Source organism: Coleofasciculus sp. D1-CHI-01 (assembly GCF_040218875.1).
Lineage (GTDB): Bacteria > Cyanobacteriota > Cyanobacteriia > Cyanobacteriales > Coleofasciculaceae > Coleofasciculus.
In genome coordinates, this window is sequence record NZ_JAVJQP010000094.1 from 84,100 (window position 1) to 100,323 (window position 16,224).

9 protein-coding genes and 1 pseudogene are annotated in these 16,224 nt (G+C 43.7%); 6 read left to right on the forward strand and 4 right to left on the reverse strand.

What is annotated here, in order from left to right:
• Positions 1–19 precede the first annotated feature (19 nt).
• Positions 20–1,762 (reverse strand): annotated as a pseudogene (locus RIB93_RS17505) (IS1634 family transposase).
• Positions 1,763–2,162: 400 nt separating this feature from the next.
• Here RIB93_RS17505 and RIB93_RS17510 point away from each other — a divergent pair.
• Both RIB93_RS17510 and RIB93_RS17515 read left to right on the forward strand, forming a co-directional pair.
• Positions 2,163–2,816, forward strand: a complete 654-nt coding sequence (locus RIB93_RS17510; RefSeq protein ID WP_446374004.1) for a hypothetical protein — start codon at positions 2,163–2,165, stop codon at positions 2,814–2,816.
• Positions 2,817–2,836: 20 nt separating this feature from the next.
• Complete coding sequence (locus tag RIB93_RS17515; protein WP_446374005.1) at positions 2,837–3,367, forward strand: hypothetical protein; 531 nt, start codon at positions 2,837–2,839, stop codon at positions 3,365–3,367.
• Here RIB93_RS17515 and RIB93_RS17520 read toward each other — a convergent pair.
• Entirely contained in the window at positions 3,340–4,281 is a 942-nt protein-coding gene (locus tag RIB93_RS17520) for a metallophosphoesterase (RefSeq protein WP_446374006.1), read from the reverse strand. The genes RIB93_RS17515 and RIB93_RS17520 overlap by 28 nt on opposite strands.
• 354 nt (positions 4,282–4,635) lie before the next feature.
• Between RIB93_RS17520 and RIB93_RS17525 the strand changes: the two genes are divergently transcribed.
• Positions 4,636–5,823, forward strand: a complete 1,188-nt coding sequence (locus RIB93_RS17525; protein ID WP_446374007.1) for a hypothetical protein — start codon at positions 4,636–4,638, stop codon at positions 5,821–5,823.
• 116 nt (positions 5,824–5,939) lie between these two features.
• On the opposite strand, the gene RIB93_RS17530 is transcribed toward RIB93_RS17525, so the two are convergent.
• Both RIB93_RS17530 and RIB93_RS17535 read right to left on the reverse strand, forming a co-directional pair.
• On the reverse strand, positions 5,940–7,160 hold the full coding sequence (locus tag RIB93_RS17530) for an acetate kinase (protein ID WP_446374009.1): 1,221 nt from the start codon (positions 7,158–7,160) through the stop codon (positions 5,940–5,942).
• A 233-nt stretch (positions 7,161–7,393) separates the two neighbouring features.
• On the reverse strand, positions 7,394–9,835 hold the full coding sequence (locus tag RIB93_RS17535; protein ID WP_446374011.1) for a phosphoketolase family protein: 2,442 nt from the start codon (positions 9,833–9,835) through the stop codon (positions 7,394–7,396).
• Between the two features lie 384 nt (positions 9,836–10,219).
• Between RIB93_RS17535 and RIB93_RS17540 the strand changes: the two genes are divergently transcribed.
• From RIB93_RS17540 to RIB93_RS17550, 3 genes are all read left to right on the forward strand, one after another.
• Entirely contained in the window at positions 10,220–13,657 is a 3,438-nt protein-coding gene (locus RIB93_RS17540) for a PAS domain S-box protein (protein ID WP_446374013.1), read from the forward strand.
• Between the two features lie 99 nt (positions 13,658–13,756).
• Complete coding sequence (locus RIB93_RS17545; protein WP_446374015.1) at positions 13,757–14,200, forward strand: response regulator; 444 nt, start codon at positions 13,757–13,759, stop codon at positions 14,198–14,200.
• Positions 14,201–14,340: 140 nt separating this feature from the next.
• Positions 14,341–15,894, forward strand: coding sequence for an ATP-binding protein (locus RIB93_RS17550; protein ID WP_446374017.1), 1,554 nt, complete (start codon positions 14,341–14,343; stop codon positions 15,892–15,894).
• Positions 15,895–16,224 lie beyond the last annotated feature (330 nt).

Here is a 16,224-nt window from a genome sequence, read left to right on the forward strand (position 1 = left end):
GGCGATTTCACTTTTGGCTTCACTGGGTACATATCAGGCTGACACCCAATAAATCTAAAGCCTTCTTCTGTACTGGAGTCGGTTCGGTTACTTTGTCAAAGTCGAAATTTACACCTGGGATATTAGACTGAATTCGATTGTTAACAATCGTGCCTAAATCAGCTAACAAGGTTTGAAAGCTATGCACGGGTAAGTTATCGGCTGTCCGCTTCTTTTTGGCTTTGTCAGAAGCTGAATTGCTCTTCGTTGAATGGTTCACAATTCCTTCGCGTAACTCAAGAGCATTTTCCCAATCATCTTCATCGAAAAGAATCGGAGCTAGGCATCGACGCATATGCCATTCTACATAATATGCCAACATACATAAGAAAACATGGGCTTTGACTCTATCACTGGTGCGATGATAGATGGGACGTACCTTTAAGTCAATGGTTTTGTAGCTGCGGAAGGCTTGCTCAACTTTGGATAAGCTTTTGTAGGCTTTGACCGTCTCTTCGGCTGTAAACGTTTCTTCGGGGACGGAACTTATCACCACATATAAACCATCCAATGTAGCTTCTTCATTGATACTTTCAGTGTTTCTTTGGCAAGAAAAACTATCGGGAGTAATTTGGATTTTGAAATGTTTTGCCACACCATACTTGTTGATGACTTCACCCACTTTTAGTCCAATTTCCGCTTCCCCCCTCAACGGACATCTTTGCCGCGATGTGGCGCTGACTATTTTATTTAATTTCTGCTCTGTGGCTTGCAATAACTCTTCGCGGTTTCTCTTTCTTTCTTCAGCTAAGAAGGGATTCCGACAGGCGACTAATCTTTCTCCCGGATAGTCTTCACAGGTAATTTCAGCTAAGTCTTTTTCATCAAATAGAGAGAGCTGAATGTACGACTGGTTCACCAGTTTCCGGATTTGGCTTGAACGCAGCGCGGTGATCCAATCTACTCCTGCTGTTTCCTTTAGGTCTTCTCGGATTCTCGCTTGTGTGATCATTCCCCTGTCCCCCACCCAGATTATTTTCTTTAATCCAAACCGAGTGCGGACTTTTTCTATTTGTTGCTTTAATGTACTAGGGTCGGCTGTATTTCCTTCAAACACCTCTACAGAAATCGGACATCCTTGGGCGTTACATAATAATCCAAATACTATTTGCAATTTCCCTTTTTTCTTGTCTCTATTATAGCCGAATTGTGCTAGAGGACAAGTCTTTCCTTCAAAATACGTTGAGCTGACATCATAGAGAACTAATGTTCCTTCTACTAGATGGATAGACGCTAAGCTGTTTTCTATCTCCTCTTGTCGAGACAGGAGCCAGTCCATGGCTAGATATAGTTCATCTTCATCTGTCCCAGACAATCCCAATCGTTCTCCTTTTCCTGGATAGTTTGGTCGCCTCTTGTAACCCTCTCGCTGTGGCTAGTTTCGACTTGGGGGCAATAATCCTTGCCGCTATCATCGATAACACTAATCGTCTGTTACGTGTGTTTTCGCTGCTGATAATCGAGTCTAAGCCGATTTTTTTATCGTTCCGAGTACAGCAGCTACGTGACCATGGGGGCGAGAACGGATTATTTTAAACGCTTCCTCGATGTCTTCAATGGCTTTGCCTCCCTTGAGGAGAATCTTTAAACCGTCTACCGCCTCATCCGGCAATTTGGACAGGTTAGCTAGAGTCCGTTTCCGCACTTTCTTTCCTTCGCGGTAAGATTCGCGAAGTAATACGGCGGGTGGGGAATTTCTGTTCGGAACACGTTCTATGTACATGACTACAATTATCTCACAGATTTTTCCCCAAAAGTATTAAGAAAATCTTAAATATACATGGGTACGAATTGAGAAGAGTAATTGTCTGAAATGCTTATATAGTCGGGGTTTCGGCTTCTATCGTCAATCGGGATGGGGGGAACTTCAGCTTAAAGAGCGGATTCAGAACTGGATCAGTAAGAATGGCACACCACCAGTCGGTTCGCGAGCGTGGGAAGCCAAACTGGAGGTAGAAAAACTGCCTCGGATTATTGATGAGCGTCTGAATAGACTGTCTGAAGATAGTTTAGATGCTGAGGCACAAGCTAACCTTCAAGCTGATATCGAAAACCTGCAACAGCAGTTAACGCAGCACCAGCAAACCCTGGATGAAATCGATTTAAATCCAGGTGAAGGATTTGTGGCGGCTGAGGGAATAGATAAAGTTCCTAATCCAGACGATGAAGGTCTTCTTAGCATAATTAAGGAAGACTTATCAAGTGGACTTGACTTGGGTCAATCCGTTGATGCAGGGGGATTTGGAACACTTTATGAAATTCCAGGACACCCCAACTTATTGATTAAAATCGCTACGCAATCCGATGGTCAACCCAATGAGCAATTAGTTAAAGAAGCTGACAACTTATCCACGTTAACGGACAAAGGATATCCAATGGTCTATAAAGGACTAATGACTTGGGTTGATCGTAAGAGTGTGACCAAACAAGGTATTGTGATGGAAAAGGTCGAGGGGGCATTAAGTAAGCGTATCCTTCGTACTGGAAAGTTTGCCAATGAACCTGTAGATCCATCAGTAGAAGCCTTGGTAACACCAAAAACGATTGAGGATTTAACGGAATTTCGTCAAAAAGCTAAAGATGACAATTTGGTTATTGACGATTTACAGTTTATGATTTCAGAAGAAGATGGTTCTATTCATCTTATCGATCCGGCTCGAATCGACGAGATTCCTTCTAGGGGTAAGAAAAGAAAACAAAAACAAAACGCCTATCTCAGGCATATTGATGGAATGATTAAACAGTTTAGGCAAATACTTACCAACAACATCCAATAATGTTGTGCTGGAGAACAGCGATGCATTCATCCACTGAATACCTTACTCGTAACCTGACACTAATATCCCAGCTAGTTGGTCAAACGATACAAAAGATAATCCGCTTAATGTATTTAGAACCTGAAGATGAATTGCGGATGGAATCAGGTTCTCTGCTTTTGGAAACTCATCAGGGTTCTCGCTTATATCTTGATGTAGATGAAGGCATGGGAAATATTCTGGTTTTTGATGCCAGTGAGCCCAACCAACCGATCAATCATAAAATTAGTCAGTTTTCTTATAAATACACCCTTTTTCCGGAAGAAAATGACCACGGCATTCTCAAGTGTTTAGAGGAGAAACCCATATCAAAAATTGAACAAATTTCTCGACCTGACGAAGAGCATAACTTTTATAATATGTGTGGGTTTAAACTGACCTGTTCTAAAGGTAAATCCGTATATATGGGTGCTTATTTAACTGACTTAAAAATACCAGATATATGGATTCTAACTCCTGAAGAAATCGAGCAAAACCTGCATTGTCAAAGTGTTACCTCAGTATCCGAATAAAGCGTAAAATTATTCCGATCTTTCCAGGATACAAGCGTAAAACTACCGGGTCTAAGTATACCTCTAGAATCAACATCTATGTTTCTTAATCCTATGCTGAAACTACTTTCTCCTAATTTTCCCATTGAAAATTTATGATGATGACCATAGAAATGTAACCGAATATCACTAGAAATTAAATAATTTTCTAGTTGCTGAGAACCATCATGATTTTCTCTAGATGCAAGTCCAGAATGGGTAAGTAGCAAGTCTACTCCAATTGAATTGAGTTGAACAAGTAAGGATACATTTGAGCGGCGTCTATCGGTCTTTAACTTGTGTTTTGATTTCTTAAATTCAAGTTTAGCTTTCTTTCCCTTACCTCGCTCTAGATCTGTTAGAATTCCGCCGAGAGCCATGATATGTAAGTCTTCAATTACTCCATGAAAATAATCGGGAATAAAGTAGATGCCTGTTATCACCTCAGAGGGGATAGACGGCGACATCAAATCTAACTGTTCAAAATCTTCATGATTGCCTCGAATAAAATAAAAGGGAGTCTTAAGAGTCTTTAAATCACCTAGCCCCAATGAAAAAAACTCTTGCGGTTTGGCTGCTTGGGCTATGTCATAAAAATCCAATGCATCTTCTTTTTTATAATAAATAGCTTCATTTTTTGCCGCCAAGCCACTAGGCCAAAATCCGAAATCACCAACTTGAAAGATGCAACGCAATGGTCTCTTGAATAAAATTTGTAAGCGTATAGCTATTATAATAGCAGCTTTTATATTTCCATGTAAATCTCCTAAGAACAAATACAAGGTTCCTGACTCAAAACTAACGTCTCCTTGATGATAGAGGCGGTATATTGAATCGTGAGTCAAGTAGGACATATCTATTGCTTGGGTTCCTACATGGGTTAACCATTTACTCATGGAAACTCCCTAGACAAAAACGACGATTTATTTTATTATCAATTTATTACTAAGATAACCGATTAATAAACATCGAGTGATCTGTTCATTAAAAATGTGACAATGGAACAACTATTCGTAAATTTATTATCTCCAGTACCCTTTTATTCAAACCCAGTACGTTCATTTCTGAAATACCTTCAAAATAATCCTTCCCCATTTTATAAACTTGTCAATTTTCCCCAAAATATCTACACGGCTTCCGAATCTCTTACAGAAGACTTCCAACCCCTAACTCTCTCACTGCTACTTCCAGACGGAACTCAGCATTCAATTGTTATCATAATTACCTCCAGACCAAACAATTCCGAAATATTGACTCTAAATCTTGGTGCTGATACCGCTAAACAGTTAGTAGGCGAAGAAGCCAATAATGCCAGTATTTCTTGGTTAATAGATATTCTCTGTACCGGGGTGCGGATGACAAGAGCAGATTGTGGCTTTGTTTCTTGGGAAACCCAACCCAATGGAACGATTAACGCCAGCGTAGAGTATGACAGATTGTATCTGGAAAAACTACCAATTATGCTGTGGACGACAGCCCCCCTATCTGAAGCTATATCCCACCTGAGTGCAGATGCCTGGAAAACCGAACAGCAATCAGATGGAGCTTGGTTAATTATACCTCAACGACTTCCAGAAAATCAAAATCCTGAAGATCAATGTTCCTTGTGGATTGATGCAAGCCAAACTCGCTACTTCCTCATTCCCAATTGCAAAAAAATTCCTTGTGGCGATTTCCCAATCTGCAACCTAGAGGGTGAACAAAAAGAAGTGGCGATCGCGAAAATAGCTTCTTATGAAATTACCCAAGAGCAAGCAACAGCTTACCTAGAATCTCAGATCAACCAGGCAATTGATCAGGCTAAAGATGCTTTGTTTAATCAGATCAATTTCTCCATTGGACAATCTCCAGAAACTCCGCGACAAACCACAACTCTATCAGAATTAATGGCTGTTTTATTGGGTATTTCCCCGGAAGAATTGCCCAATCATCCAGAAAGGGCAAAAGTCAGCTTAGACAATCTAATCGCCACCTTCAAGGACATCATTGCAGGTTCGCTTTCACCAGACTCAGCTCGACTTGATGTAGCGCGTCAGCAAATGCACACTATCCAAACAAATCTCAAGGCTCACGGTATTGATTTGGGTGACACGTTAGAGCAATTTCCCGATAGATTGCACAATTTACATTTCTCAAAAGAATCAGCCAGCTCGTTCCACAAAATGACGGCTAACCTACGCCAATTTGCTGATCAAATTGAGCAATATTCAGATAATAAAGATGAGAGTTTGAGTGAATTTATAACTGCTTTTGTTAACTCTTATCGAGACTTGTTTGGAAAAGAAGACGAGGCACAAGCGCAAGCGAGATTACAGCAAGAGTATAGGAAAATAGCGGATGAGGCAATAACAGAATCTCTCAACCAACATCCCATGCCCTCGCTTAAATTCGAGGATTTGCTTCCTAAATCCAGCCAACACCCCGATGAAAGGACTTAGACTCCCGAACGAAGTAGTTGCCCCTTACAAGATAATACCAAGCCAGGGCGGGTTTTGTTGAGAAGTTATTAGTGCCAAGTCGTTTTAGTGGCTAAACCCGCCCCTACAGATTTTGATTACTTACCCGACGCTTTAACCATGTTCCAACAGGATTGCGCGATCGCCCAATCTTCTTGGGTATGAATCACGAAAACACGCACGTTTGAATCCTCTGTGGAAATATCTGTATCTACGGGATTTGTTTCATTCTTATTTGCGTCAATTTTAAGTCCCAAAAATGCTAAAGCGTCACAGGCGGCGGTTCTCACAGTGGCTTGATGTTCGCCAACCCCGCCGGCAAATACCAATACATCTAATCCGCCTAAAGAGGTTAACATTGCCCCTAAATAGAAGCGCAAGCGGTGGATATAAACATCCAAGGCAAGTTTAGCCTGTTCATTACCCGCCGCGATCGCGTCATTGATTTGGCGCATATCACTACTCACACCCGATAACCCTTTTAATCCCGATTCTTTGTTCAGCAAATGCTCTAATTGATCCGCATTATACCCCTGTCGCATCAGTTGAATCAGAATCGAAGGGTCAATTGAACCCGAACGCGAACCCATCATTAATCCTTCTAAAGGTGTATAACCCATCGTTGTATTAATACTCATACCATCCCGAATTGCGGCTAAGGAACACCCATTCCCTAAATGACAAGTAATCACTCGTAACGAGTTAGCCTCTTTTGCCAACAACTGGGCAACTCGTTCCAGGCAATATTGATGACTTATCCCATGAAAACCATAACGACGTATCCCTTGATCTAGCCAGTCTTTAGAGCCTGGATAAATCGCAGCAGGTAAAGGCATTTGGGAATGAAATGAGGTATCAAATACAGCCACTTGGGGCATATCGGGTAAAATATTCTCAATCGCCTCAATTCCTTCTAGATTGGCTGGGTTGTGGGATGGCGCTAACGGAGACAGAGACGCGATCGCGTCTTTCACTTCAGCATTAATCAACGTTGGTTGACGATATTTATCGCCGCCATGAACCACCCGATGTCCGACGACATCAATGTCACTCAGTTGGGAAATGACTTGAGTTTGACCGCGCCAGAGTGTATTCAGCATTTGAGCGATCGCCTTCATTCGATCATCGGTGGGTAGGCGTTCCTCTATGGATCGTCCCTGAGACGTTTTAACCTTTAAATGTTCTGTATCGGATTGTCCAGTCCACTCAATTTTGGCTTCCCAGATGGGTTCTGGCGGAGAATTGGGCAAAGATTCGCCAATTTCATACAAGCAACTTTTTTGGGTACTAGAACCCGCGTTTAATACTAAAACTTTCATCGCTAATTCTGATAACAAAGGAATGGATTAAATAGGATAATTTGAGGGAGACGTAGTACGTTACGTTGCTACATGGCTCCCCTCTCCCAAGCTTGGGAGAGGGGCTGGGGGTGAGGGCTGTAACATAAGTTAAAGCCCCTACAGACGAATCTTAACCCTATTGCCTATGACACACCGAGCGAAGCCGAGGTGTTCCCTGTTCCCTAACAAATGACAAATGACAAATGACCAAATTAACACCACTGCCAATTAGTAATCTCTTCGGGATCGTCGCCAGTCTCACAGATATACTGCCCATGAGCCGCTAACACATATTCATAATGACGCACCCGATCATTTGCCCGTGCGGATACACGAGAATTTTTCTGTGCCGCTAAACGAATCGCTTGCATGATTAAATGATAACGACTCGTACCATTGCGGACTTGCATATCAAATGGTGTAGTGGTTGTCCCTTCTTCCTGATACCCATTAATTTGGAATCGCTCAATCGTTGGACGCCCAAACAGCATTTGTTTAATCAGCGAGGGATAACCATGGAAGTTGATAATCACGGGTTTATCGGGGGTGAATAGGGCAGTAAACATATCATCATCTAACCCGTGAGGATGAGTAGAATTTTGCTCCAGAATTAATAAATCCGTCACATTAACCACTCGTATCCGTAATTCCGGTAATTCATTTCTGAGGATTTGCGCGGCTGCCATCACTTCTAACATGGGACAATCGCCAATTCCTACCAGTACCACATCTGGATCAACCCCATCATCGGTACTCGCCCATTGCCACACTGAACCACCTGCCCGACAATGGGCGATCGCGTCTTCCATTGATAACCATTGCGGCAGAGGATTTTTGTTGGCGATGACTAAATTGACATAGCCTGTACTTTGTAAACAATGGTCAATGGTACTCAAAAGACAGTTGGCATCGGGGGGTAAATACACCCGCGCATAGTCAGCTTGCTGATCCAAGACACTATTAATAAAACCCGGATTTTGGTGGGAAAACCCATTATGTTCCTGTCGCCACAGGGTTGAGGTTTCTAAGTAATTCAGAGATGATACAGGCGAACGCCAGGGAAATTCTTTGGAGTATTTTAAGAACTTTGCATACTGATCCATCATCGTGGTGACAATGCCCAAAAATGCCTCGTAGGAAGGGAATAAACCATGTCGTCCGGTGAGGAGATACCCTTGTAAGAATGCCTGACAGGTATGTTCACTCAGCAATTCGATAATTCGTCCCCCATCGGGTCCAATCTCGCCATCAAAGGCTTCAGTGTGCCACTGATAGTTACGCTGGGTAACGTCGAGGACTTTGTACAGGCGGTTGGATTCGAGTTCATCGGGGCAGAACATACGGAAGTTGCTGGGATTTTGCTGAATCACATCCCGCAGGTATTCTCCGACTTTGTAGGTATTACTAACGCTCCTTTCACCCCGTTTACACCCTTCGGCGGTTTCTGGATGTTCTACCGGGACAGCATCGTTAAAAATATCCGGTAAATCTAAGGGTTGACGCATACGCCCGCCGAAGGTGTGGGGATTGCTGCCCATGCGCCGTTCCCCTTGGGGACATTGGTCTAAAATATCGGGTGAAGGTTGCCCTTGTTCGTCAAAGAGTTCCTCTGGACGGTAGGAACGGAACCAATTTTCTAGCAGTTCTAGATGTTCGGGATTACTTTTAACCCCTTTGAGCGGAACTTGGTGAGACCGGAAATTCCCTTCAATCGGTACGCCGTCGGCTTCTTTAATCCCTGTCCATCCTTTAGGCGATCGCAAGATGAGGAGGGGCCAACGGGGTTTGCTGAGGCGGTTTCCAGAACGGGCGGCTTGTTGAATCCGACAGATTTCCTGATATGCCCAATCCATCGAAGCATACATATCAGCATCCAAGTCCGCATCTTCGACAATTCGTACTTGGTAGCCGTATCCGGTAAATAGATGCAGCAATTCTTCATCACTCATCGTGCCAAAAATAGACGGGCTGGCAATTTTATAGCCATTCAGATGCAAAATCGGTAAAACTGCCCCGGATTCAGCCGGATCAATGAATTTATTACCATGCCATGCTGTAGCGGTGGGTCCAGTTTCTGATTCGCCATCGCCAACGATACAAGCGACGACTAGATCGGGGTTATCCATTACCGCCCCAAATGCTGTCGCCAAGGCGTAGCCTAGTTCTCCGCCTTCGTGAATCGTGCCCGGAATCCCCGGATACAGGTGAGAGGGAAAGCCACCGGGCCAAGAAAATTGCTTGACTAACCGATGCACTCCAGCTTTATCGAAGCTAAGGTCAGGATAATAATCCTGTAACGATCCTTCTAGGTAAAGATTGGCAAGGTTCGCAGGCGCACCATGTCCGGGTCCAGTCACCAGAAACATGTTGGCATCGTAACGCCTGATCAATCGGTTGAGATGGGCGTAGACTAGGTTAATGCCGGGACAAGTCCCCCAGTGACCCAGTAAACGATCTTTGATGTGTTCGGGTTTTAAAGGGTCGCGTAAGAGAACATTATCTTTGAGATAAATTTGAGTCGCCGCTAGGTAGTTAGCCGCACGGCGATATTTTGCGATCGCGTCGAGTTCGGCAGCCTGATTTTGCCGGACTTGGGTAACGGGAATGTCCGGTTGAGAGAAGGACGCTTGGGGTGTTGAAGTGGTTATTGTCATAATTTATAAAATTCAAATTACAAGAAATTTTGACTGGTGTGGGTAGCGGTACTCGTCTGCTGTGCAGTTTACCCAAAGTTTTCCGGGGAATTCTCCTACTTGGGATAGATCATGCCTTTTTATACATGCACAGGAGTCGAGCCATGCCATTGCACGTCTGTCAATTGTAGGGGCGGGTTTAGGGACTAAAACTCAATAACAAGCCGATAACTGAACAACAAAACCCGCCCAAGTTTATAAGTAGTCAAAAATGGGTTATTTTACAGGTATATTGCAAAAACTTATTTTTGTGCAACGGGGTTCCTCTAAAGTAATATATAATATATCTCTCCTGCTCCCAGACGTGCCATGGTACGTCTCTACTCTGAATAAAATTGACAAATTGTGATTAACACTCCTGTGCATCTGCTCCTCATTGATGAGAACCCAGATGAACGAGCCTTAATCATTCGTCAATTACAGCAAGAGTTTTCCGCACTGCACGTCGCCCAGCCGACCAATGCTAAAGACCTAAATCAGGTACTTTTAGAGGGTCATTTCGATATTGCGATCGCGGACGATGAACTTCCTTGGACAACTGGTATAGCGGTCTTTAAGCAGGTTAAACGTCTGCAACCCGCTTGTCCATTTATTATGTTCACCAGTCAAGACAGTGTAGAACTCGCTGTAATGGCAATGAAAGCGGGTATAGATGACTACATTATTAAATCGCCGTCCCATTATAAAAAATTGGTGACAGCCGTTCGTTCTGCGTTAGCGCCTAAGCTAAAGTCTCAATCTTCTCGGCTAAAAGCGACTCCACCCATCACCATTTCCCAGAACCTGCAATTGATCGCTACACTCCAAGCTAGAGTCGCTCAGCAAACAACAATTGTGCGGTTTAGTCAATATGCCTTAAGGGGGATTGACATTGATTCGTTAATGAATTGTGCGGTGACTCTTTTGGCAAAAACTCTCGACGTAGACTATGCCAAAGTCTTGGAATTACTTCCTCATGGCAAAGCCTTATTGTTGCGGGCGGGTGTAGGTTGGCAGGTTGGCTTAGTCGGTCAAGCTACTGTCGATACGGAAACCAATTCTCAAGCCGGCTATACACTCCTGTCTCAAGAACCAATCGTGGTCGAAGATTTGCGAACAGAATCGCGATTTTCGGCTCCGCCTCTATTACGTGACCATGGGGTTGTCAGTGGGATGAGTGTGATTATTCCTGGACTCTCGTTGGCGAAGCCTGGGACTCTTAAACATTGGGATACTATGCCCAACCCCGATAGTCAACCCTTTGGTATTTTGGGTATTCATAGTACAGATTCCCGCCAGTTTAGCCAAGATGACATTAACTTTTTGCAAGCGATCGCGAATATTCTCGGTGCAGCCATTGACCGTTGTCAACAAGCGGAACGATTGCGGATATTGGAGAGTGCGGTTAATGCGAGTAGCAATGGTATTTTAATTAGTGATCCCCATCAACCGGACAATCCGATTATTTTCGTCAATTCTGGGTTTGAACGACTCACGGGTTACAACGCCCCAGAAATACTCGGTCGTAACTGTCGCTTTTTGCATGGAGATGACTCCAATCAAGCCCAATTGGAGGAATTGCGGCAAGCGATTGCCACAGAACAAGACTGTCAAATAACGTTGCGAAACTATCGTCAAGATGGTTCCTTGTTCTGGAATGATCTCTATATCTCACCCGTGCGAAATTCCCAAGGACAATTGACTCATTTCCTGGGAGTACAAACAGATGTTACCACGCAGAAATTAGCCCTCGAACAACTTCGCCAACAAGCGCAACTGTTGGATTTAGCCAATGATGCGATTATCGTGCGGGATCTGGAGGACAGAATTACCTACTGGAATCAGGGAGCGCAACGTTTGTATGGTTGGAGTAGTCAGGACGCTATTGGACAAAATGCTCACCAATTGCTGCACACGATTTTTCCCCAGGCATTAAGCGACATTCAGGCTCAATTATGGCATCAAGAATATTGGCCCGGTGAGTTAATTCAAACGACACAGGACGGGACTCAAATTACCGTGGCGAGTCGTTGGACATTACAGCGAGATCATCAAGGTAACCCATTAGCCATCTTAGAAGTTAATCATAATATTAGCGCATACAAACGCACCGAGAAAGCCCTGCGTCAGAGTGAACAACGATTCCGGTTAGCGGTAAATCATAGTCCGGATATGTTTGTCATCTATGATGCTCAACGACGGTTTATTTTTGTAAATACGACCACCCTTGAACGCACGGGCAAGTCATCAACGGATTATCTGGGACGCAGGGATGAAGAAATTTGGTCACCGGAGGTTACAGATTCGTATTTACCGACTTTAAAGCATGTAGTAGAAACCCGTACTCCAAAAACGATAGAAGCCACAATTACGTTACCAACTACTAACCCCTTCACCACAGTGATCAAGTATGTGCCGATGTTGAATGAGCAAGGAGACATTGAGCAAATTCTCGGCTTCACCTTCGACATCACCCAGCGCAAGCAACTTGAACTCCAATTGCGACAAACAATTGACCGCTTGCAAACCTTACAAGCCATTGACCAAACCATTCTCGCGGATCAACCACCGTCCGTGATGGCTCAAGTGGCTTTAGCCAATTTAAAATACCTGCTACCTTGTACTCATCTTAGTGTGATGGTTTTTGATTGGGACTCTAGGCAAGCGACTCTCTTGGCGACTGATGGTGAGACGGAAAACCCAGCCGGAATAACTATTGATCTAGAACCGTTTACCCCTCAACTGGCTCAATTAGCTGATGGTAAAATCCATCAACTCCAACAGATAGAGATTGTACCCTTATTGCGACCCATGGTGCGAGTCTTGCTCTCACAAAATGTGTCATCCTTCCAGGTTATTCCGCTCCGAAGTAAGCAAGAATTAATTGGCACGCTCAACCTAGAGTTCAGTGGGGACAATGCCCTTGATGACGAAGGTAAGACCATTTTACAAGAGGTGGCAAATCAACTCGCGATCGCGATTGCTCAATCCCGATTACAACAGCAGCTTAAACGCTACACCATCGAACTCGAAGAAGGAATCACTGAACGAACTCAAGAATTACAAGCCATCAATGCGGAACTCGAAGCATTCTCCTACACCGTTTCGCACGATCTTAGAGCGCCGTTACGAGCAATGCAAGGGTTTGCGAATGCCTTAGTTGAAGACTGCGGTTCCCAATTAGATCCAATCGGTTTAGACTATACTCAACGGATTACCACGGCTGCCCAGCGTTTGGATAAAATGATCCAAGATTTACTAGAATATAGTCGTTTAGGGCGTCTAGAATTTCCCCTAAAATCGATTAGTTTAGACTTCATTGTGTCAGAAGTCCTCTTCCAACTTCAGGAACTGATTAAAAACACAAATACCCAAATTAAGGTAGCCGAGAAAGGGGTCATACCTCTACCAGAGGTTTTGGGTCATCGTGCTACACTTATGCAAGTTCTATCAAATTTGATCGCTAATGCGATCAAGTTTGTCCCAGAAACAGTACAGCCTCAGATACAGGTGTGGGCAGAAGAACGAAAAGACGTTAATGGTAGTACATGGATACGACTCTGGATCGAGGATAATGGAATTGGCATTGAATCGGAATACCAAGAAAAGATTTTTCTGGTATTTGAACGCTTACATGGTCGTGAACACTATCATGGTAGTGGTATTGGTTTAGCCCTTGTCCGCAAAGGTATGGAACGTCTAGGAGGGCGTTCGGGCGTTGAATCATCACTCCATCAGGGAAGCCGATTTTGGATTGAGGCGCAAAAAGTAGAGACGTGTCATGACATCTCTGTTAGGCAATAGGGGCGGGTTTTACAGATCAGATTTGGCTGTAAACCGATAAGCGGTTAAACCTTTTCTCCTCAGTCTTTGAGGTTTTGAGTAAGTTTTATGGAGAAGATTATGAGTAGCAAACCTGCTGATATTTTACTCGTTGAAGATGATGATAATGACGTTTTTTTGATTCAGCGTGCATTTAAACGCCTCGATTTACCTCATTCACTGCAAGTTGTCACAAATGGAGAGGAGGCAATCAATTACCTAGACCGCAAAGCACCGTATGATAACCTAAAATCCCATCCTATTCCAACTCTTATCTTACTCGATTTAAAACTACCTCGTAAATCCGGTTTAGAAGTTTTAGCTTGGATTCGACAGCAATCTCGGTTAAAACGTCTATTAGTGGTGGTATTAACGGCATCCAGAGAAACGCCGGATATTAATAAAGCTTATGATATGGGCGCGAATTCTTATTTAGTGAAACCTGTAAACTTTCATGATTTTTTAGAAATGATTCGTACCCTTGACCTATATTGGTTAATGTTCAACGAAAAACCTTTAGTCTGAATGACATAAGACAAATGACATAAGACAAATGACATAAGACAAATGACATAAGACAAATGACATAAGACAAATGACATAAGACAAATGACATAAGACAAATGACATAAGACAAATGACATAAGACAAATGACATAAGACAAATGACAAATGACAATCCCGTAAGAATCCTGCTAATTGACGATAACCCCGACGATCGCATGTTAGCGCTACGCCGACTAGAGCAGGAGTTTGAACAATTACAGTCTAAAGAGATTACCGATATCAAGCAACTCCAGCAGATATTAGCCGAGCGAAAGTTTGATATCGTCGTCACTGATTATAGCTTGCGTTGGAGCAATGGTTTAAATGTACTGCACCAAGTCAAGCAGCAGTATCCAGATTGCCCTGTAGTCATGTTTACCGGGACAGGAAACGAAGAAGTTGCTGTTGAGGCAATGAAGTCAGGACTTGACGATTATATTATTAAATCCCCTCAGCATTATACTCGTCTTGCCGCCGCCGTGCGAGGAGCCTGGGAGCGCTCTAAGCAACATCAAGCCTTCAAAGAGATGCAACAACGATATCAACAACTCTTTGAAAGCGTACCCATCGGACTTTACCGGATGACACCAACGGGTCAAATTATTGAAGCCAATCCAACCCTGTTGCAACTGTTAGGATATCCCAGTCTACAAGCCTTGCTGGACACAAATATATCCAAGCACCTTGTCGATACCCAAGCCAATCGTTTATGGCAGAGTCAGATAGACTGCGAAGGAGTGGTACGAGACTTAGAAATACCGATGCGCCGGTGTGATAATACCATGATTTGGGTACGTTATAATGCTCGTGCTATTAGCAATGCTCAGGGCGAAGTTATGTACTATGAGGGCGCGATTGAAGATGTCACCCAGCGCAAGCAAGCGGAAGCAGAACGGACTCAATTGCTCAAGAGCGAACAAGCATCCCGGGCTGAAGCCGAAACTGCGAATCGCTTAAAAGATGAATTTTTAGCCACCCTATCCCATGAATTGAGAACGCCCCTGAATGCGATTCTAGGATGGGCGGGACTCTTGCGAAGAAAGCAACTGAGTCCAGACAAAGTAGAGCGGGCGTTAGAAGTAATTGAACGCAATGCTAAGTCTCAAGCCCAGCTTATTGATGACTTGCTGGATGTGTCGCGGATTATTCGGGGTAACTTACGCTTAACTGTGATCCCGGTTGACTTGCAGCAGGTTATCAACGCCGCAATTGATACCTTACAACCCGCCGCTGACGCTAAAAGTATTCAGATTGACTCCTTTTTAGAACCGAGTCAGACTGTGATTAAGGGGGATAGCGATCGCTTACAGCAAATTTTTTGGAATCTTTTGTCGAATGCGATTAAGTTTACCCCAACTCACGGACAAGTCAACATTTATTTGGAATGGTTAGAAAATGCGGTACAAATTCGGGTGCAAGATACGGGGAAGGGTGTGTCTGTTGACATTGCGCCTTACATTTTTGACCGCTTTCGCCAAGCTGAAGGCTCAATAACTCGTTCCCATGGCGGATTAGGATTAGGACTAGCGATTGTGCGTCACTTGGTTGAACTGCACGGAGGAACTGTGTGGTGCGAAAGTGATGGAGACGGAAAGGGAGCCACTTTTACTGTGGAACTACCGCTCAAACCTCAAGCAGACGCTGAGAGCGTCGGTTTGTCTAACCCTAGTTAACCGTCACAAAGAGTAGTAATTGTAGGGGCGGGTTTAGCCATTTAAATTTGATCCTCACCGATAACCTCTCAACAAAACCCGCCCTTCGTCATACTGGCGTGACCCAGCTAATTTGGTGCAATAGATTGGCTTCGTACTGAGGGCTTCAGCTAGGACAGTCAAGAAACCGGGTTTTTTTGGGTGAAAGCTTGTCATCCTCACGAGAAACCCGGTTTCTCATAATACTTGACCGACGCTCTAGGGAAGTTTATACCCTGAGATAGAAACCATACCGCCACAACTTTAGGATAATAAAGCATCAATATTTCATGAATTAATCGAAAAAAGCAA

Bases quoted from the DNA above. Each gene is read 5' to 3' on its own strand.
- RIB93_RS17550 (WP_446374017.1), top strand. From the start codon at position 14,341: ATGACAAATGACAATCCCGTAAGAATCCTGCTAATTGACGATAACCCC.
- RIB93_RS17530 (WP_446374009.1), bottom strand. From the start codon at position 7,160: ATGAAAGTTTTAGTATTAAACGCGGGTTCTAGTACCCAAAAAAGTTGC.
- RIB93_RS17515 (WP_446374005.1), top strand. From the start codon at position 2,837: ATGCATTCATCCACTGAATACCTTACTCGTAACCTGACACTAATATCC.
- RIB93_RS17545 (WP_446374015.1), top strand. From the start codon at position 13,757: ATGAGTAGCAAACCTGCTGATATTTTACTCGTTGAAGATGATGATAAT.
- RIB93_RS17520 (WP_446374006.1), bottom strand. From the start codon at position 4,281: ATGAGTAAATGGTTAACCCATGTAGGAACCCAAGCAATAGATATGTCC.
- RIB93_RS17535 (WP_446374011.1), bottom strand. From the start codon at position 9,835: ATGACAATAACCACTTCAACACCCCAAGCGTCCTTCTCTCAACCGGAC.